Origin of the sequence: Nonomuraea sp. NPDC023979, assembly GCF_040639085.1 — a bacterium.
Lineage (GTDB): Bacteria > Actinomycetota > Actinomycetes > Streptosporangiales > Streptosporangiaceae > Nonomuraea > Nonomuraea ceibae.
Genome location: NZ_JBEZZG010000001.1, coordinates 495,593 through 514,334, shown reverse-complemented (window position 1 = coordinate 514,334; position 18,742 = coordinate 495,593). Strand labels below are relative to the sequence as shown.

General features: G+C 73.9%; 15 protein-coding genes. 5 read left to right on the top strand and 10 right to left on the bottom strand.

Annotation, left to right across the window (positions count from 1 at the left end):
- Positions 1–28: 28 nt before the first annotated feature.
- The 4 genes from AB0G11_RS02485 to AB0G11_RS02470 all read right to left on the bottom strand — a co-directional run bounded on the left by AB0G11_RS02485 (position 29) and on the right by AB0G11_RS02470 (position 7,810).
- Positions 29–4,123 (bottom strand): S8 family serine peptidase, encoded by a 4,095-nt coding sequence (locus tag AB0G11_RS02485; protein WP_357583445.1) that lies wholly within the window; start codon positions 4,121–4,123, stop codon positions 29–31.
- A 35-nt stretch (positions 4,124–4,158) separates the two neighbouring features.
- Positions 4,159–4,290, bottom strand: a complete 132-nt coding sequence (locus AB0G11_RS02480; RefSeq protein ID WP_281427272.1) for a hypothetical protein — start codon at positions 4,288–4,290, stop codon at positions 4,159–4,161.
- A gap of 32 nt (positions 4,291–4,322) precedes the next feature.
- The gene (locus AB0G11_RS02475) at positions 4,323–7,370 is read right to left on the bottom strand and encodes an AAA family ATPase (RefSeq protein ID WP_357583443.1); all 3,048 of its coding nucleotides are present in this window, start codon (positions 7,368–7,370) and stop codon (positions 4,323–4,325) included.
- Between the two features lie 110 nt (positions 7,371–7,480).
- Positions 7,481–7,810: a hypothetical protein gene (locus AB0G11_RS02470; protein WP_357583441.1), complete on the bottom strand. Its 330-nt coding sequence runs from the start codon at positions 7,808–7,810 to the stop codon at positions 7,481–7,483.
- Between AB0G11_RS02470 and AB0G11_RS02465 the strand changes: the two genes are divergently transcribed.
- From AB0G11_RS02465 to AB0G11_RS02455, 3 genes are read left to right on the top strand one after another with little or no spacing between them, the layout of a single operon-like run.
- Positions 7,788–7,949, top strand: a complete 162-nt coding sequence (locus AB0G11_RS02465; RefSeq protein WP_357583439.1) for a hypothetical protein — start codon at positions 7,788–7,790, stop codon at positions 7,947–7,949. The two genes, AB0G11_RS02470 and AB0G11_RS02465, sit on opposite strands and share 23 nt — an antisense overlap.
- Positions 7,943–8,083 carry a hypothetical protein gene (locus tag AB0G11_RS02460; RefSeq protein ID WP_357583438.1) on the top strand — a complete coding sequence of 47 codons (141 nt, stop codon included), beginning with the start codon at positions 7,943–7,945 and terminating at the stop codon, positions 8,081–8,083. Before AB0G11_RS02465 ends, AB0G11_RS02460 begins: the two co-directional genes overlap by 7 nt.
- The gene (locus AB0G11_RS02455) at positions 8,071–8,241 is read left to right on the top strand and encodes a LuxR C-terminal-related transcriptional regulator (protein WP_219510310.1); all 171 of its coding nucleotides are present in this window, start codon (positions 8,071–8,073) and stop codon (positions 8,239–8,241) included. The genes AB0G11_RS02460 and AB0G11_RS02455 overlap by 13 nt, the downstream gene beginning before the upstream one ends.
- Here the strand turns inward: AB0G11_RS02455 and AB0G11_RS02450 are convergent.
- The gene (locus AB0G11_RS02450; protein WP_357583436.1) at positions 8,238–9,140 is read right to left on the bottom strand and encodes a GntR family transcriptional regulator; all 903 of its coding nucleotides are present in this window, start codon (positions 9,138–9,140) and stop codon (positions 8,238–8,240) included. The two genes, AB0G11_RS02455 and AB0G11_RS02450, sit on opposite strands and share 4 nt — an antisense overlap.
- 98 nt (positions 9,141–9,238) lie before the next feature.
- On the opposite strand from AB0G11_RS02450, the gene AB0G11_RS02445 reads away from it, so the two are divergent.
- Positions 9,239–10,330: an FAD-dependent monooxygenase gene (locus AB0G11_RS02445; RefSeq protein ID WP_357583434.1), complete on the top strand. Its 1,092-nt coding sequence runs from the start codon at positions 9,239–9,241 to the stop codon at positions 10,328–10,330.
- A gap of 19 nt (positions 10,331–10,349) precedes the next feature.
- Here the strand turns inward: AB0G11_RS02445 and AB0G11_RS02440 are convergent, their stop codons facing one another.
- From AB0G11_RS02440 to AB0G11_RS02420, 5 genes are all read right to left on the bottom strand, one after another.
- A complete protein-coding gene (locus AB0G11_RS02440; protein WP_357583432.1) occupies positions 10,350–11,303 on the bottom strand; it encodes a GNAT family N-acetyltransferase in 954 nt (317 codons plus the stop codon).
- 61 nt (positions 11,304–11,364) lie between these two features.
- Positions 11,365–13,602: a heavy metal translocating P-type ATPase gene (locus tag AB0G11_RS02435; RefSeq protein WP_357583430.1), complete on the bottom strand. Its 2,238-nt coding sequence runs from the start codon at positions 13,600–13,602 to the stop codon at positions 11,365–11,367.
- Positions 13,603–13,625: 23 nt separating this feature from the next.
- On the bottom strand, positions 13,626–14,576 hold the full coding sequence (locus AB0G11_RS02430; RefSeq protein WP_357583428.1) for a hypothetical protein: 951 nt from the start codon (positions 14,574–14,576) through the stop codon (positions 13,626–13,628).
- Between the two features lie 91 nt (positions 14,577–14,667).
- Positions 14,668–16,056 (bottom strand): MFS transporter, encoded by a 1,389-nt coding sequence (locus AB0G11_RS02425; protein ID WP_219517930.1) that lies wholly within the window; start codon positions 16,054–16,056, stop codon positions 14,668–14,670.
- Positions 16,057–16,198: 142 nt separating this feature from the next.
- Positions 16,199–17,800, bottom strand: coding sequence for an ABC-F family ATP-binding cassette domain-containing protein (locus AB0G11_RS02420; RefSeq protein WP_357583426.1), 1,602 nt, complete (start codon positions 17,798–17,800; stop codon positions 16,199–16,201).
- Positions 17,801–18,054: 254 nt separating this feature from the next.
- Here AB0G11_RS02420 and AB0G11_RS02415 point away from each other — a divergent pair, with 254 nt between their 5' ends.
- Positions 18,055–18,711, top strand: a complete 657-nt coding sequence (locus AB0G11_RS02415) for a TetR/AcrR family transcriptional regulator (RefSeq protein WP_219517934.1) — start codon at positions 18,055–18,057, stop codon at positions 18,709–18,711.
- Positions 18,712–18,742: the final 31 nt, after the last annotated feature.

Below are 18,742 nucleotides of genomic sequence, written 5' to 3'. Positions count from 1 at the left end.
TCGGCGACGCCGGGCGCTCACGAGCTGACTAACGCAGGCCGAAGGCTCGGACGGTGGTCTGCTTGACGGTGTTGCCCGCCTTGTCCCACGCCTCGACCTTGAGGGTCACGGCGCCCTTGGTGGCGCCGAGCGCGGGATAGCGGGTCCTGGCGGTGTACGTGCCGTCCTTGCCGCGCTTGACGGGGACGGGCGTGTACGTGGCGCCGTCGTCGGTGCTGGCCCACAGCTTCAGACCGGCGATGCCCGGCATGTCCGACGCGGACGGCGAGTGGTAGGCGGACACGGTGAAGGCGTGCGTACGACCGGCGCGCACGCTGTTGGCGGCGTCCAGCGTGTCACCCAGGTCGTAGCCGACGAACACGACCGGGGCCGGCTTGCAGGGGTCCGCCGTGCCGTACAGCACTTCGAGCGAGCAGAACGAACCGGGCAGCCGCTCGGCCCCGGCCGCCGGGGCGGTGAAGGTCCACTCGGTGTCGTGCCGGTCGTTCCTGGCGGTCAGCCGGTAGCTGCCCGCCTGCTGCGGCAGGGTGAAGACCGGCAGGACGGTCGAGCCGCCGGCCTCGGTGCGCGGGATCTCCTTGCCGTCCCTGTAGAGGCGGACCTCGAACCCCGGCTTGGTCAGGTCGTTCGTCGGCCAGTAGCCGCCGCTGTACTGCCTGGCGCCCGGGGAGCCGTAGCTGGGCTCGAACTCCGCCCACAGCTTGTCGCCCTGGACGCACATCATGCACCGGAAGAAGGCGCCGAGGTTCGCGCCCGGCTTGGCCAGCTTGTAGACCTTGTCCGAGCCGGTCGCGGCGCCGGGCGTGAACGGCGTGGCCATCCAGGTCTGACGGATCCGGACCGGCTTGTCGAGCACCTCCAGCGCCCACTGCGGGACCCGGGCGTCGGCCGGCGTGCCGCGCAGCTCCTCCATGCCGTGCGACCAGAGCATCCCGCCGTCGAGCGGCCCGACCCAGTCGCGGCGTTCCTGGAGGCCGAGCCGGGGGCCGCCCCACCCGGCGAGCTTCGTCGACAGCGGCATGACGTCGTCGGGCTTGTGCGCGTACCGCCAGTCGTCGTAGCGGTGAGGAGCGACGACGTGGGCGTCCAGATCGACCCTGGCCAGGTCACGCTCGCCGAAGGTGTAGTGCAGCGAACGGGACACCCGGCCCTCCTCGTAAGGGGCGAAGGTGTAGCTGTAGGGCGTCTCCTCGGTGCCGGTCACCCGTACGGTCAGCCGCTTGCCGCCGGTGAGCCGGGCGCGCAGGGCGAGCCCTTCGGCCGACGGCAGCGACACCGTGGCGACGCCGATGGGCTTGGCCTCCCCCGTGAACGGGACCTGCGTGAAGCCCAGCGGGATCGCGCAGCCGGACCCGGGCTTCGGGAAGTACGCGACCACCGCCGCGCCGGCGTCACGGATCGGGCCGAGCCGCTCGATCTGCACGCCGCACGCGTCGCCGAACACGCCCTGCGACAGCGGCGCCTCCAGCAGGACGAGCTTGCCGCGCAGGTCGCGGCCCGCGAGGTCCTCCGGCCTGCCCTCGCCGACGTCGACGACGTCCAGGTCGCGGGTCCCGGTGAGCGGCACGTAGCCGGGGAAGCCGTCGCTCTGCTCGTGCACCCCGGCGGTGTTGACGCCGTGCAGCGCGGTCATCGGGTGCAGGGTGAGCTTGTCACGCCCGCGCACGCTCATGGCGACCTCGGCCCGGCCGAGGGTGAAGCGGGTGTGGAAGCGGAAGGCGCCCTTGGTGACCTTCTCGGTGGGCAGCGCCCACAGCTTGGCGGCCCCTCCGTAGGGCGCGCGCGGCCAGGTGAACCCCATGTAGGAGTCGCCGTTGCCGACCGTCCGCTGATACGCCAGGTAGACGTAGTTGTTCAGCGGCTCGGCCGGCTGCGGGGTGCTGAACCGCACCTGGCTCAGCTTCCGGCCGTCGAGCGTGATCTCGGTGTCCTCCGTGACGGTCAGCTCCGGCACCGACAGCATCGCCAGGTTGAGCCGGTCGTCGTCGTCGACCCACTGCACGAACTGGGCCACGCTGATGACGCCGTGCGGGACGCGGACGATCGTGGTGCCCTCGGCGGGCACGGAGACGCCGCCGATGACGCCCTTGCCGCCGGACACGTCGATCGTGTCCTGAGCCCACGGGGTCAGCGGCTTGCCGTCGCGGCCCAGGGTGTGGATGGTGAGCGTGGCCTTGGGCGTCTCACGGACGACGCCCACGGGGGTGCGCAGCCGGACGCCGTCGGCGGTCGCGGTGACGGCGCCGGTGTAGTTGTCCAGCTTTGCCAGCGCCTTGGGGTCGACGGTGACCGTGGCGGTGGCCGCGCCTCCTGCTGGCACGGTGAGCGTCGTCGCGCCCAGTCTCAGCGCGCCCTCGACCGCGCCGCCGTCCGACCCGCTCAGGGTGGGGGCGAGCGTCAGCGTGACGGGCGCGCCGCCCAGGTTGGTGTAGGTCAGCTCGCGGGTGGCCGGCTCGGCGCCGCTCTCCACCGCGCCGAAGTCGATCCCGCCGGTGACGGCGAAGACCTGCTGGGTGTACGCGGTGGCGAGGTCGACGCGGCCTGCGCCCTGCTTGTACACGCTGAGGGCGTCGTCCTTGGCGGTCGACATGAGCGCGGCCTTGAGCTGCGGTCCCGTCCATTCCGGGTGCCGCTGCGCCATGATCGCGGCGGCTCCGGCGACGTGCGGGGTGGCCATCGAGGTGCCGTTCGCGGCCGTGTAGTGCTCGTCGATCGGGCTGCCCATGCTCGTGCCCGCGGCGCGCGCCGCGGCGATGGCCACGCCGGGGGCGGCGATGTCCGGCTTGAGCCCGCCGCCGACCCGCGGTCCCTGGCTGGAGAACGGGGCCCATGCGTCGTTCTTGTCCACGGCGGCCACGGTGAGCGCGGCCTCGGCGGTGCCAGGGGTGGCGACCGTCTCGGCGCCGCCCTCTCCAGCGTTGCCCGCGGCGATCACGAACAGCGCGCCGGACGACGCGGTGAGCGCGTCGACCGCCTGGCTCATCGGGTCGCTGCCGTCGCTGGCACCGCCGCCCAGGCTCATGCTGACCACTTTGGCGCCGGAGGCGGCAGCCCACTCCATGCCCTCGATGATCTGTGAGTCCTGGCCCGAGCCCGCGTCGGACAGCACCTTGCCGACGATCAACCGCGCGCCCGGCGCGACGCCCTTGTGCCTGCCGCCTCCGGCCGCGCCCGAGCCGGCGATCGTGGAGGCGACGTGGGTGCCGTGGCCGTGGCCGTCCCGCACCTCCTCGCCGGGGATGAAGGACCTGCTGTCGGCGATCCGGTCCGCCAGGTCGGGGTGCGTGGCGTCCACCCCGGTGTCGAGGACGGCGACCTTCACACCCGCGCCGTCGTGCCCGCCGGCCCACGCCTGCGGGGCGCCGATCATCGGGACGCTCTCCGCCAGATCGGCCTTGACCTTGCCGTCCAGCCACACCTTGGCGATCCCGCCGCGCAGCGCCGCCCGCCCGGCGAACCCGCTCGCGTCCGGCTCGGCCCGCACCGCGGTCCAGAACGCGCCCGCCTCCGCCTTGGTGACGGCCAGCGCGGCGGCGTTGACGCTCTCCAGCGTGAGCACGGGCTCGCTGGCGGGTATGGCCTCGGCCGCCGAGGCGACCGCCCGGTCCGTGTGCTGCCCTGGATACTGCACGATGACGGGTAACTGCTTGGCCCGGTCGTCGGTGTAGCCGTTCTCGGCCAGGTAGGTGACGTTGAACAGCTCCCGGTCCAGGCGGCCCGCGTTGATGGCGGGCACGGCGTCGCTCGGGGTGACGTAGACGCCGTCCGGGGTGGCGAGCGTGGAGAGCTGGGCGGTGGTGCCGTCGGGGCGCACGCTCGACTCCGGCCGGACGGAGTACGTGCCGCCGCCCGCGTCGCTGAGGCGCACCCGGTCGCCGGTGATCAGGGTGACCGTGCGGTCGCCCTTGCCGAGCCCGGCCAGCGCGATCGGGCCGGTGACCTGCCCGGTCGCCGGGGCGGTCGCCGGGGCGGTCGCCGGGGCGGCGGGCTCGGGTTCCTGGGCCAGAGCGGGCGCGCCCGGAACGGCGAGCGTGCCGAGGACCAGGGCCGAGGCCGCGATCAGCGCGCCGGTGCGGCGGGGCCTGAAGGAGGGGGGATCATGCGGTGAAGTGCGTGGAGACATACCGAACTGCCCTTTCGGGTGCTGAGGGGTGAGAGTCAGACGGGCTCGAACCCTTCGGGGGCGTCTTCGAGTGGTTCGATGACCGGCTGCTCCGGCGGGGCCGCCGGTCCTTTCCGCGCTGGGTCGGAGTCAGCCGGATCGCCGTCGGTGGCGTCGGTTTCGGACATGCCCCAAGCGTCGTCCGCACCGCCGGTGGGGACTATGGGTAGGCCACCCCATTCGCGGCCCCCGTACCGGGCGGGTCACTACGGGGGTCCCCGAGGTGAGCGGCGAGCGCGGTGCGGGAGCGCAGGCCGAGCTTGCGCAGCGCGGCGCCCAGGTGCTTCTCGACCGTCCGGGGCGAGACGAACAGCCGGCGGCCGATCTCCCGGTTCGTCAGCCCGGCGGCGGCCATTTCGGCTATCTCCCGTTCCCGGGGCGACAGGTCAGCGCCGTACCCCTGCGGGCCGCCGGGATACCGGCCCCTGACCGTCACCCCGTGCTTGCGGGCGAGCTGCGCCGCCCGGTCGAGATCCCACCGCGCAGCCAGCTCCCGAAACCCCGCGATCGCCTCCAACAACAACCCCGGAGCATCCGAAGGGCGGGAGAGGCCGACAGCCCCGGAAGAGGCGGCACCCCCCGAAGAGGCGGCAGCCCCCGAAGAGGCGGCCCTCCCGGGTGGGGCGGCTGGTTCGGCGGGGTCGGGTTCGGTGGGTTTGGTGGGTTTGGTGGTGAAGAGGTGGGCGGCGGCGAGTTCGCGGGACTGGGCCGCCTCGTACGGGGCTCCCAGGAGGTCGTAGCCCGCCGCCGCCGCGCGGAACAGCGCCGCCGCGTCCGCGCCGTCGGCGGCGAGGTGGCCGCGGGCGTGCGCCAGGGCCGCCGCAGCCATCGGCGCGTCGAGCCCGTCGAGCTGCGCCGACACCCGCTCCACCAGCGCGGCGGCCTCGGCACGCCGGCCCGCCGCCGCCATCGCCTCGGCCAGCGCGGGCAGCGCGCGCACCGCCAGCGGCCAGAGCCCCTTGACCTCCCACACCTCGACCGCCGCCTCGACGGCCGCGAGCGCGGCCCCGGCCTCGCCGCTCGCCGTGGACAGCCGCAGGAAGGCGGCCATCGACAGCGGAAGCAGCTCGTAGGCCCCCTGGACCAGGGCGGTGCCGGTGACCTCGGGCAGCTCGCGCCGGGCGGTGTCGAGCTCGCCACGCGCGAGCGCCAGGCAGGCTGCGACGATCTCGGCGCCCAGGCGGTCGAACGGCCGCCCGCCGTACTCGTCGAGCAGCAGCGCGGTCTCCTCCTCCAGCCCGTCCCAGCGGCCACGGCAGCAGGCGAGCAGGAGGGCGACCAGCCGGCAGCGCGACAGCGGCTCGCGTGACGACTCCTCGCCGGCCGCGCCGCGCATGGCGGCGGCCAGCAGGTCGGCGGCGACGGCGTAGTTGCCCGCGAGGCAGGCGTTCTCGGCGATGGACCGGTAGGCGCCCACCTCCTGCCGGTGCCGTGGCCGGCCGCCGGTCCTGCGGCGCACCTCCTCGGTCAGCTCCAGCCAGCGCGGGTCGCCGTACCCGCTGAAGGAGGTCGCGACCTTGCCGAGGACGAAGACCTCCTCGGCCGGGTCGCCGACGCGCGGGGTCGTCTCCAGGGCGCGTTCCAGCCACGTGACGTGCTCGGCCAGCGGCACGCTCGGGTCCATCGGCCTGCCGAGCGACGCCATCGCCCAGGCCGTGAGGTCGGGCCGGTCGGCGAGGTCGCCGACGGCGGCGGCGATGGTGCGGCGCTGCGCGCCCGAGTCCTCGCCGAGCCTCTCCTGGAGCATGCCGACGAGGAAGTTGAGCTCGCCGCGCAGCGGGCCGGGCTGCTCCGTCTCCAGCGCCTGCGTCAGCAGGCCGATGATCTGGGGCGGGCGCAGCACCTGGGCGGCGGCCCAGCCGAGGCGCGCGGCCAGGCGGCCCCGGCGTCGCGGGTCGAGCGGGGCGTGGCGCAGCACGTCCTCCAGGATGCGCACGGCTTCGGCGTCGTCGCCGAGGCGCGAGGCCTGCTCGGCCGCCCGTTCCGCGGCCTCGACCCAGTCGGCCAGCCGCCCGGCCTGGCGCAGGTGGTGGGCTTCCTGGCCGAGCGGCACGGGCCGCAGCTCCCGTACGACCGCCGCCGCGCGGGCGTGCAGCTCCTGGCGGCGCCCGAGCGGGATCGCGCCGTAGACGGCCTGCGCGGCCAGCACGTGCCGGAACGCCACCGCGCCCGCCTGCTCGGCCAGCAGCCCGGAGACCAGCAGCTCGTCCACCCCGGCCACGGTGTCGGCCCTCGGCAGCCCGCACACCCGGGCCAGGTCGGCCGGCCGCGCCGGGGCCTGTAAGACCGCGGCTGCCTCCGCGACGGCACGCGCCGCCTCGGGCAGCCGGGCGACCCGTTCGCGCACCGAGTCGCGCACGCCGGGCGGCACGTCGAGCTCCGCCACCGCCTTGCGCGCCCATCGCCCGCTGCGCAGCCTGATCAGCGCGCCCCGCGCGCGCAGCAGGGCCATCAGCTCCTGTACGGCCAGCGGCAGCCCTGACGACAGCTCGTGCAGGTGGGCGCCGAAGTCGGCGGTGACGCCGGACTCGCCGAGGATCGCCGCGGCCAGGTCGCCGGTCTGGGTGACGTCCAGCGCCTTCAGCAGAATGTGATCGTGGAACACCGCGTCCGCCGGACGCCCGGTCACCTCCCTGACGACCGCGCCGGCCTCCTCGCCCCGGTAGGTGAGCACGATCGACAGCCCGGGCGGCGGCACCGCCAGCGCGTAGGCGAGGAACTCGACGGTCTGCTCGTCGGCCCAGTGCAGGTCCTCCACGACCAGCACCACCGGGCCGAGCGCGCGCAGCACCTCCGCGAGCCCTCGGAACAGCCGGTGCCGTTCGGCGGCCCGGTCGTCGAGCGGGTCCAGCGCGGGCGGCAGCACCGGGGCCAGCTCGGGCAGCAGGCCGCGCAGCGCGCCCGCCACCGGCGACAGCCCGGCCCGCGCCAGCGGCTCCTCGGCGCCGCGCAACGCCTCCACCAGCGGCCCGAGCGGGAACGGCTCCCGGATGCGCCGGGCACCGCCGCGCAGCAGCAGCCGGCCGGCGGTCTCGGGCCGTGCCGCCAGCTCGGCCAGCAGCCTGCTCTTGCCGATCCCGGCCTCGCCTTCGAGCACCACCACGGCCGGTGGCCGGCTCACCGCCGCGGCCAGGCGGCGCAGCTCCTCCTCGCGCCCGACCAGGACCGGCGAGATCACCCGTCCCGAGACCGTGTCACCGTTGGTCATCGGGACCGCCTCCGCTCACCAGGCCATGCTGCGATCATTCATACAGCAACCGGCCCGGCGGGCTCACGGGCGGGCCGTGCATTGTGCATGGCGCATCGGTGCACGCGGAACTACTGGCCGGCGCCGAGCGCGACGGCGGGCACGGACCAGCGGGCGGGCAGCCACAGCAGGGTGTTGGCCACGGCCAGGCCGACCAGCGGCGACAGGGCGCCTTCGCCGACGTGCAGCGCGGCGGCGGTGACGGCGAGGATGTGCGCTGGGAGCGTCCGCCGCCAGTGTCGGGCGGGCCTGGCCCGGGGCACGCCGTGGTGGAGCTGGAACGCGACGGCCAGGACCGCGGCCGTGACGGCGACGGCCCAGCGGCCGGGATCGGCGGCACCACTGCCGGGCCCGCTGTCGGCGACGTTGTGGAGCGCGATGACGGCCACGTTGACGGTCATCGCGGTGAGCGCCCACCAAGCGAGCCGCGACGGCGCATCGGGCGGGCCGGTGGGGGCGGCGGGCGTCGAAGGCGCGCCGGGAGCGGCGGCGACCGCCCTGGCCTCGGCGGCGGCCTCGCGGGCGGCTGCCGGGTGCTGATCCTCACCGCGCTGGGCCGGCCCGGCAACCTGCGGCGCGGCGTCGACGCGCACGTGTCGGGGTTCATGCTCAAGGACGCGCGGCCGCAGGAGCTGGTGGCCGCGATCCGCGACGTCGCGGCGTGCTGCGCCTGACCGGCGCCGGGGCCGGGGCCGCGCCCCGCGACATCGCCAGGGACCTGTACCTCAGCTACGGCACCGTGCGCAACTACCTGGCCTCCGCCGTCACCAAGCTGAACGCCCGCACCCGGCAGGACGCGATCCGCATCGCCACCGAGGCCGGCTGGCTCTAACTCGTCGCCGACCGTTCGATCAGCCTGTCGATGCCGTCGAGCAGCGGCTGCAGGCCGAACTCGAAGAACGCGTCCAGGTCCAGGTCGTAGCCCTCGCTCGGCAGCCCGGCGAGCACCTTGGCGAACGTGGGCATGCGGCGCAGGTCGAGGGCGCTCATCCGGGCGTCGACCCACTCCTGGTCGGACACCCCGGTCGCCGCCTGGACCTGGGCCTCGTGCTCCAGGTTGGCGGCCAGGCCCTGGACGTGGCTGAAGACCAGGACCTGGAGGTTGAGCATGGTGACCGAGCCGAGGCCGAGGCCGTCGAGCGCGGCCAGCAGGGACTCGGCGTAGACCATCAGGTTCGGCAGGGGCAGCGGCCGGTTGAGCGGGGTGACGTGGGCCAGCCACGGGTGCCGCCGGTGCACCCGCCACAGCAGCCGCGCGATCAGCTCGATCCGGTCCCGGCGGCCCTCCGGCAGCGTCTCCGGCCACTCGGCGTCGCCGTAGGCCGCGTCGGCCATGAGCGCCACCAGCTCCTCCTTGCCGCCCACGTAGCGGTAGGGCGACATGGCCGAGACGCCGAGCCGGGCCGCGACGCCGCGCATGGACAGCACGGCCAGCCCCTCGGCGTCGGCGATCTCCATCGCCGCCGCGACGACGCGCTCGCGGGTCAGGCCCTGCTCCCCCTGCGGGCGGCGCCGCTGGGCGCGGTCGGCGACGACGGTGCCGGAGCGCGGGCGGGCCTCGACCAGGCCCTCGTGGCCGAGCGTGGCGAGCGCCTTGGCCGCCGTGGCGAGGGCGACGCCCCATTTCATGGCGATCTGCCTGGTCGACGGCACCCGGTCGCCGGGCGCGAGCTCGCCGTCGTCGATCCGCCGCCGGAGGTCGTCGACGATCTGCTGGTACGGCGCGGGCATGCGTCTCTCCTTCTGTACTAGTACAGAACTTACCAGATAGCCCTTTGCAACCTCTGTATTTACGCTGTACGTTCAGTCGTACACGAGAGGGGTTCACCATGAAGAAGGCACTCATCTCCGGCGCGGGGACCGCCGGATCCGCGCTGGCGTACTGGCTGGGCCGCCAGGGCTTCGCCGTCACCGTCGTCGAACGGTCACCCGCTCTGCGCACCGGCGGGCACGCGGTCGACGTACGCGGCGCGGCGCTCGAGGTCGTCGACCGGATGGGCCTGCTGGAGCGGGTCCGGGACGCCAGGACCGCCTACCGGGGCATGTCCGTGCTCGACGGCGACGGCAACGAGGTCTTCCGCACCACCGAGACCACCTACAGCGGCGGCCGGCTCGACAACGACGACGTGGAGCTGTTCCGCGACGACCTGGCGGGCATCCTGCACGAGCACGCCCCGGCCGGCTACCGGTTCGGCGACTCGATCACCGCGCTGCTCGAGCACGAGCACGGCGTGCGCGTCACGTTCGCCCACGCCGAGCCGGCCGACTACGACGTGGTGATCGGCGCGGACGGGCTGCACTCGGCCGTGCGCCGGCTGGCCTTCGGCCCCGAGGAGCGCTTCGTCCACCCCATCGGCCAATATGTCGGCATCTGCACGATGGACAACTTCCTCGGCCTGCGCGACTGGCAGACCTGGCTGAAGGACGGCGACGCCGGCTACGGCCTCTTCACCACCCGCGACAACAGCCGCATCAAGGTCTACCTGGGCTTCAACGCCGGGCCGATCGCCTACGACCACCGCGACGTCGAGCAGCACAAGCGCATCACCGCCGAGCACTGCGGCGGCCTGCGCTGGGAGACGCCCAAGCTGCTGGAGGGCATGTGGGCCGACCCGGACTTCTACTTCGACGCCATGGCCCAGGTCCGCATGGACCGCTGGTCGGCCGGGCGGGTGACGCTGCTGGGCGACGCCGCCTGCTGCCCCTCCCCGATGTCCGGCCAGGGCACCAGCCTGGCGTTGGTGGGCGCGTACGTGCTGGCCGAGGAGCTGGGCAGGGCCGGTCACGAGACCGCGTTCGCCCGCTACGAGGCCCGCATGCGGCCCTTCGCCGAGGTCAACCAGGCCCTCGCGCTGGAGAACCCGGGCGGCCCCGCCGCCGAGGAGTCCGTCGACCGGGCCAAGAACGCCATCACTCTGTGACGGCGGCTCAAGCTCGCCATCACTGCCTGACGTGCACGTACGAGGTCCTCGTCCGGAACGTGGCGAACCCGGCGCGCTCGTAGACGGAGACCGCGCCGGTGCCGTTGTCGGCGTCGACGCTGAGCCCGGCCGTGGCGTAACCCTGGGCCCGGAACGCGGTGAGCGCGTGGGAGACGAGCGCGCCGGCCACGCCTCTGCCCCGCCACTCGGCGACCGTGGCGACGACCTGGATCCACGCCTCGGGCGCGCCGGTCGGGGCGGGCCGGTGGTGGGTGAGCAGGCAGCCCACGGCGTGCCCGCCGGCCACGGCCAGGAACGAGCCTGCGGGACGGAAGACCCCGGTGCCGGTGATGGAGCGGTTCCAGCTCTCGGCGGTGTGCGGCGTGTAGCCCCAGTGGTCGCGGAAGGCGGCGTTGCGCACCTCGCGCGCCTGGTCGTCGAGCTCGGGAGCCCAGGGGACGATCGTGACGCCGCCGGACGGCCGGGGCGGCGGGACCGGGACCGTCAGGTCGCGCCGCCGGTCCTGGAAGACACGGGTGGGCACGAACCCGGTGCGCTCCGCCAGCACGGCCAGCCCGTGGTTGTCGTCGGGGACGTGCAGCTGCAGGTGGAGCGGCTTGCCGGGATGCTTGCGGGCGTGCAGCTCCGGCGCGGTGGCGAGCACCCAGTCGATGATCCGCCTGCCGTGGCCGCGCCTGCGATGGGCGGGGTGCACGCCGCCGCCCCACAGGTCCATCAGGTGGACGGGCTCCGCCGCGTGCCTGACCGGGGCCAGCCCGACCGCGACGATCTCCCGGCCCACGCGGGCCGCCAGCGTGCCGCGCTCCAGGTCGAGCAGCGGGTTGGCGAGGCGTTCCGTCATGAGGTCGACGCTGACCTGGTCACCGGAGCGGTCGGCCGCCGCGACGGCGGCGGCGAACTCCGCCCAGGCCGGCGCGTCGTCCGGGGTGAGCGGTCCCCACGTCACGTCCATGATCCCAGGCTAATGCGCCGCCGCCGGAGGTCGTCCGGCGGCGGCGCGTCACGCCCCGAGATCACTTGAAGCTGCGCAGGCGCAGGCTGTTGCTGACCACGAAGACGCTGGAGAACGCCATCGCGGCCCCGGCGATCATCGGGTTGAGCAGGCCGAGCGCGGCCAGCGGCAGGGCGGCCACGTTGTAGGCGAAGGCCCAGAACAGGTTGCCCTTGATCGTGGACAGCGTCCGGCGCGACAGCCGGATGGCGTCGGCCGCCACCCGCAGGTCGCCGCGGACCAGGGTCAGGTCGGACGCCTCGATCGCGGCGTCGGTGCCGGTGCCCATCGCCAGGCCGAGATCGGCCTGGGCCAGCGCGGCGGCGTCGTTGACCCCGTCGCCGACCATCGCCACGACCTTGCCCTCGCCCTGGAGCCGCTTGACCACGTCCACCTTGTCGGCGGGCAGCACCTCGGCGATCACCTCGTCGATGCCCACCTCGGCGGCGACGGTCCGGGCGACCGCCTGGTTGTCGCCGGTCAGCAGCACCGGCGTCAGCCCGAGCGCGCGCAGCTGGGCGATGGCCTCCTTGCTGGTCGGCTTGACCACGTCGGCCACCTCCAGGACCGCGCGGGCCTCGCCGTCCCAGCCGACCGCGACAGCCGTGCGCCCGGCCTCCTGCGCCTCGCGCAGAGCCTGCTCCAGCGCGGGCGTCAGGTGCTGCGACCACTCCTGGAGCAGCCTCGGCCGGCCGACGAGCACCGCGTGCCCGTCGACGACGCCCTGGACGCCGAGCCCTTCGACGTTGGCGAAGCCGTCGACCTCGGGCAGCTCGCCCACCTTGGCCTGGGCGGCGTTGGCGATGGCGCGGGCGATCGGGTGCTCGGAGGCGTGCTCCAGCGCCCCGGCCAGCCGCAGCACCTCGTCCTCGTCCTGGCCGTCGGCCACGTGGACGCCGGTGAGGGTCATCCGGCCCTCGGTGACGGTGCCGGTCTTGTCCAGCACCACGGTGTCGATGCGCCGGGTGGACTCCAGCACCTCCGGGCCCTTGATCAGGATGCCGAGCTGGGCGCCCCTGCCGGTGCCGACCAGCAGCGCGGTGGGGGTGGCCAGGCCGAGCGCGCACGGGCAGGCGATGATCAGCACCGCGACCGCCGCGGTGAACGCCGCCCCGACGCCGTCTCCGGTGCCGAGCCAGAAGCCCAGCGTGCCGACCGCCAGCGCGATCACGATGGGCACGAACACGCCGGAGATCCGGTCGGCCAGCCGCTGCACCTGCGCCTTGCCGGTCTGCGCGTCCTCGACGAGCTTGGCCATCTGGGCGAGCTGGGTGTCGGCGCCGACCCGGGTGGCCCGGACGATCAGCCGGCCGCCCGCGTTGACGGTCGCCCCGGTCACCGGGTCGCCCGGCCGCACCTCGACCGGCACGGATTCGCCGGTCAGCATGGAGGCGTCGACCGCCGAGCTGCCGTCCTCGATCACGCCGTCGGTGGCGATCTTCTCGCCGGGCCTGACCACGAACCGGTCGCCGACCTTGAGCTGCGCGGTCGGGATGCGGCGGCCGTCGGCCAGCTCCACGTCCTTGGCGCCCAGCTCCAGCAGCGCGCGCAGCGCCGCGCCGGCCCGCCGCTTGGACCGCGACTCGAAGTAGCGGCCCGCCAGGATGAACGCGGTCACGCCCGCGGCGGCCTCAAGATAGATGTTGCCCGAGCCGTCGCTGCGCGCGATGGTGAACTCGAACGGGTGCGTCATGCCCGGCACGCCCGCGGTGCCGAAGAACAGCGCCCACAGCGACCAGCCCAGCGCCGCGATGGTGCCGATCGAGATCAGCGTGTCCATCGTGGCGGCGCCGTGCCGCAGGTTGGTCCACGCCGCCTTGTGGAACGGCCAGCCCGCGTACACCACCACAGGAGCGGCCAGCACCAGCGACAACCACTGCCAATAGGTGAACTGCAACGCCGGCACCATCGCCATCGCGATCACCGGGACCGACAGCACCACGGAGGTGATCAGCCGCTGCCGCAGCGTGCGCAGCTCGTCGTCCCGCGGCTCGGCCGCGCCCTCGCCGGCAGCCTCGTCCTGCTCGGACGGGGGCAGCGCGGCCGAGTAGCCGGCCTTCTCCACCTCGGCGATCAGCAACTGCGTGTCCACGCCCTCGGGGAAGGTGACCTTCGCCTTCTCCGTCGCGTAGTTGACCGTCGCGGTCACGCCGTCGAGCTTGTTGAGCTTGCGCTCGATCCGGTTCGCGCACGACGCGCACGTCATGCCGCCGATCGAGAGTTCGACCGCGCTCTGCCGGTCATCGGTGCGAGACGTCATCGCCCTGCCTCCAGTTCTCTCGTTCAGTGACTGTGCTCGCCGTGCCCGGTGGGCTCGGCGTCGGGGGTGGGAGCACCCGTCGCCGGGCCGGTGCGCAGCGTGAAGTCGGCCGTACGGACCTTGCCCTCGTGCTGGAAGTCGAGGAAGAGCCGGTAGCCGCCGGCGCTGGGCGCCTCGGCGTAGAAGACGATCTCGGGTCCGGGCTTGGTCTTGCCGTCGCCCGGCTCGCCGTCGGGGTGAACGTGCAGGTAGGCCAGGTCGCCTGCGCGCAGCGCCACCAGATGACCATACGCGCCCAGGTAGGGTTCCAGGTCCGTCACGGGCTTGCCGTCCTTGCTGACGGTCAGCGTGAGCTTGCCGGTGCTGCCGGCGGCCAGGTCGCCGTCGAGCTTGACCTCGTAGCCGTCGACGGTCGAGGTCCGCGTCTCCTCGGGGAGCGGCTTGGGCTCGTGGTCGCCCGCGACGAGCAGGTCGGCGCCCAGGGTGAGCGCCTCGCCTCCGGTCGGGGCGAAGTCGGCGAACGCGCGGTAGGCGCCGGCGGACTCAAGGGTGAGCGGCACCGACCAGACTCCGTCGGCGGCCATCTCCGGGTGCACGTGCTGGAAGGTGTCGAGGTCGCGGGAGACGACGATGAAGTGCATCTTCTTGTCGTGCTGGACCTGGTAGTCGGTGACCGGCTCGCCGCCGGCGTCGGTCACGGTGAACCGGAAGTCGGCCTTCTTGCCTGCCTTGAGCGTGGTCAGCGGATTGAGCGTGTAGCCCTTCTCGGACACTTGGAGCCCCCCGGGGGTATCGTTCTTCGTCTGCTCGGCCTGGTGGCCGCCGTGGCTCTCCGTGGGCTTCGTCGCGGCGGCGTGGTGCTCGGCGGGCGGCTCGCCGACCACCGGGCCCGTCATGTTGCCCACGCCCAGGGCGCCGCCGAACACGACGGCCAGCCCCAGGACGTAGGCGCCCAGCTTGGTGGCCGCGTTCACTTGCGGCCCGCCCTCTCACACCCGGTCCTGCTCATCTCGATCTCCTCTTCGACCCGTTCCACGTCCGCTTCCCTCTCAACACTATACCCCCCTATGGTATTTCCGAGGCAACCTCCTGCCGCGCCGGGCGGCGCATCGAGACCACGGTGAGCACCGCGCCCGCGAGGGCGACGACGCCCGCGCCGATGAACGCGGCCTGGAATCCGCCCGTCAGGTCGGCACTCCCCTGCGAGGTCGCGATGGCCGTCATGACGGCCAGGCCGACGGCGGAGCCGACGTTGTAGGTGGTGTTGACGATGCCCGAGGCCAGCCCGCTCTCCTCCGGCCGCACGCCCGACATCGCGGACATCATGGCCGGGATGTAGGCCAGCGACATGCCGACGGCCGCGATCAGGCTGGCGGGCAGCACGTCGGTGGCGAAGGCCCCGTCCGCGCGGACCAGGCTCAGCCCGAGCACCCCGGCGCCGAGGACGGCCAGGCCGAGCACGATGAGCGGCTTGGCGCCGTAGCGGCCGAGCAGCCGGGCGGTGATGCCGATCATGAAGATCATGACCGCCACCGTCATCGGCAGCAGCGCCGCGCCGCTGGCGAACGCGCCGTAGCCGAGGACCTGCTGCAGGTAGAGGTTGAGGAAGTACCACATCGGGATCCAGGCGGCGCCGAGCAGCGCCATCGCCAGGTTCGAGGCGGCCAGGCCCGGCGTCTTCCACACGCTCAGCGGCATGAGCGGCTGCCGCACCGAGCGCTGCACCAGCAGGAACAGCCCGAGCAGCACCGCCGCGCCCGCGCCCTGGACCAGGGTGGCGGTCAGGCTCTGCTCCGGAGCCCGGACGATCGTGTAGACGGCCAGGGCGATGCCGCCCGTGACGGAGACCGCGCCGAGCACGTCGACCGATCCGCGCCTGCCCTGCGTCGCCGGCAGCAGCCCGGGGACGGCGGCCAGCGTGAGCAGGCCGATCGGGATGTACACGATGAACACCCACGGCCAGCTCAGGTATTCGGTGATCACGCCGCCGAGGAACACCCCGGCGGTGCCGCCGGCCGGCGCGGCGGCGCCGTACAGCGCCATGGCCTTGCCCAGCTCGCGCGGGTTGTGCCCGAACAGCATCATGAGCAGGGTCATCGCGGCCGGCGCGATGAGCGCCCCGCCGACGCCCTGAACGGCGCGGCCGAGGATCTCCACCCACGCGCTGCCCGCGAAGGCGGCGACCACCGATCCGGCGGTCAGCACGACCCATCCGGCGGCGAACACCTTGCGGGCGCCCAGCAGGTCCGACAGACGGCCGCCGAGAAGCAGCAGGCCGCCGAAGGCGATCACGTAGGCGTTGAACACCCACTGCAGGTCGCCCTGGGAGAAGCCGAGGTCACGCTGCATGTCGGGCAGCGCGACCCCGATGATCGACGTGTCCATGATGACCATGAACTGCGCGGCGGCGAGCACGACGAGCGCCCACCACCTGCGCGGGTTGACGGCATTCATAACCGCTCTCCTGACACTCCGGATACCCCTGTGGGGTATCTGCGCGAGGGAACGTAACATACCCCCTAGGGGTTTGCCAAGTGGGCCGTGGAACGCCGGAGGGGCGCCCGCCTCGTGGCGAGCGCCCCTCCGGGTGGTGCGGTCAGAGCTGGAGCCTGGGCCAGCCCGCCGTGTCACGGAGCAGCTGCCGGTCGTGCGTGGCCATCACCACGGCCGCGCCCGTGGCCGCCAGGGCCTCGGTCAGCTCCTCCACCAGCGTCATCGACAGGTGGTTGGTCGGCTCGTCCAGCAGCAGGACGTGCGGCCGGGCGGCCAGCAGCACGGCCAGGTCCAGCCGCCGCCGCTGGCCGAGAGACAGCTCGCTCACCGGCTGGTGCGTGGCGGCGGGCGGCAGCAGGCCGAGCTGCGACAGCCCGACCCGCTCCCCCGACGCCGCGGCGGCCGTCTCGTACACCTCGAAGGCGCGGCGGCGGGACGGCGGCGGCGGCTCCTGGGCGAGCAGCCCGATCCGGACGCCGCGCTTGTGCTGCACGCCGCCCGTCGCCGGGCCGAGCGCGCCCGCGAGCACGGCGAGCAGGGTGGACTTGCCGCAGCCGTTGGGCCCGGTGACCAGCAGCCGGTCACCGGCGCGCAGCAGCACCGAGCACGGCTCGTCGAGCCTGCCCGGCACCGTCACGTCGTCGGCCCGCAGCAGCGTCGCGCCCGCCGGGCCGCCGAGGACCGGCGGGTGGAAGCGCAGCGGCGGCTGCGGCACGTCCAGGACGTGCGCCTCCAGGTCCTCCTGCCGCCGGTGCACGGCCCGCACCAGGGCGGGCGCCCGGGTGGCGCGGGTGTGCTTGCCCGTGCCCTTCTCCGGGCGCCACCCGGTGGACAGCCGGTTCTGGGCCGCGGACAGGTCCTGGGCCAGCTTCCTGCGCTCCTCCTGCTGGTCGCGGTACTCGCTCTCCCAGCGCTCCCGCTCGGCGCGGCTGCCCTCGCGGTAGCCGGCGTAGCCGCCGCCGTAGACGCGGGGGCGGCCGTCGCGGGTCGGGTCGAGGTCGAGCACGGCCGTGGCGACGTCGGCCAGCAGCGCCCGGTCGTGGCTGACGAGCACCACGCCGCCCGGGTGCTCGCGCAGCCGCGCCGTCAGGTGTTCCAGCCCCGCCGCGTCGAGGTGGTTCGTCGGCTCGTCCAGCAGCAGCAGGTCGTAGCGGGAGCCGAGCAGGCACGCCAGCCGGATCCGGTAGCGCTGCCCCACGGACAGGCCGGCGAGCGGCCGGTCGCGGTCGGCGACCGCGTCCAGGGCGGCGAGCGAGACGTCGACGCGGCGGTCGGCGTCCCACGCGTCGATGGACTCGGCCGCGGCGAGCGCCGCCGCGTACTCCTCGTCGGCGCCGGGGCGCTGCTCGGCGAGCGCCGCCGTCGCCGCCTCGAACGCGTGCAGCACGGCCCGCACCTGGGCCAGCTCCAGATCGATCAGATCGCCGACGGTGCGGTCGCCGTCGACGGGCATCTCCTGGTCGGCGACGCCGATCGTGCCGGCGCGGTGCACGGTGCCGCTGTCGGGCGCCAGGGTCCCGGCGAGCACCTGCAGCAGGGTGGTCTTCCCGCGCCCGTTCTCGCCGACCACCCCCAGCCGGTCTCCGGCGGAGACGGTCAGATCGACCCCGGCGAGTACGGGACGGCCGCCACGGGCCAGATGCAGATCGACGGCATTGAGGTGGGCCCGCGCACGGGTGGACGACACAGTGGTGTCGGTGAACATACTTCCTCCGGAGAACCGGATCGCGGGCACGCCGAAGAGGCCGGGTGGCGATCCGGGAAAAGGTGAGATGACGGCGGAAGGCTCAGCCGCACCCGCACGGCGGGGGCTGAGGCCGTCACTCTCAGAGGAAGTACAGATACTGCATGTCTCCACGGTAACAACCGGGACGGCGACCCCGCAAAGGCATTTCCCGGGCTTGCGGCCCTGTGATCGTTCTTCTAAGTTAGGCCCCGTAACCAGGGAGGAAGGCGGCGATGCGGACCGGCGGGCGGACGGCCATGTTCACGCTGGACGACGTGGTCGAAGCCGGGATGCGCATCGGCCTGGTCGAGCTGACCATGCAGAAGGTCGCCGACGCGCTCGGCGTCACGACCGCGGCCGTCTACCGGCACGTGCCCAGCCGTTCTGCCCTGGAGAGCCTGGTCGGCGAGGCCATCCTGGCCAAGCTGGAGCTGGTCGACGACCCCGCCGAGCCGGCCGCCGCCCACCTGGTCAGCTTCGCCTCACAGCTGCGCCGCTTCACGCTCGAACACCCGGGCACCGCCCTCTACTTCCAGCGGCTGTTCCCGCGCGGCGCCTCCGGCGTCCGGCTGCTGGAGCACCAGATCGCCGCCCTGGGCAGGCGCGGCTACGACCCGGCCGCCGCCACCGTGCTCAGCTCGGCGATCGCCACCATCACGCTCGGCGTCACCGTGGGCGAGCAGGAGCGGGCGGCCCTTCTCGAATCCCCGGCCGCCGACGAGGCGATGGCCGCGATCGCCGGGTCCGACCTGCTGCGGCAGGCCGCGGCAGGCATCCCCGCACACACCCCGGAGGACTACTTCGTGCTGATGATCACCGCGACCGCCGAGGGACTGGTCGCCCAGCTCCCACCCGGCCGGCCGATCACCGTCCCGGGGACCGCGCCCTGAGCGCCGGTCGGCGCGGCTGCGAGGAGGCCCG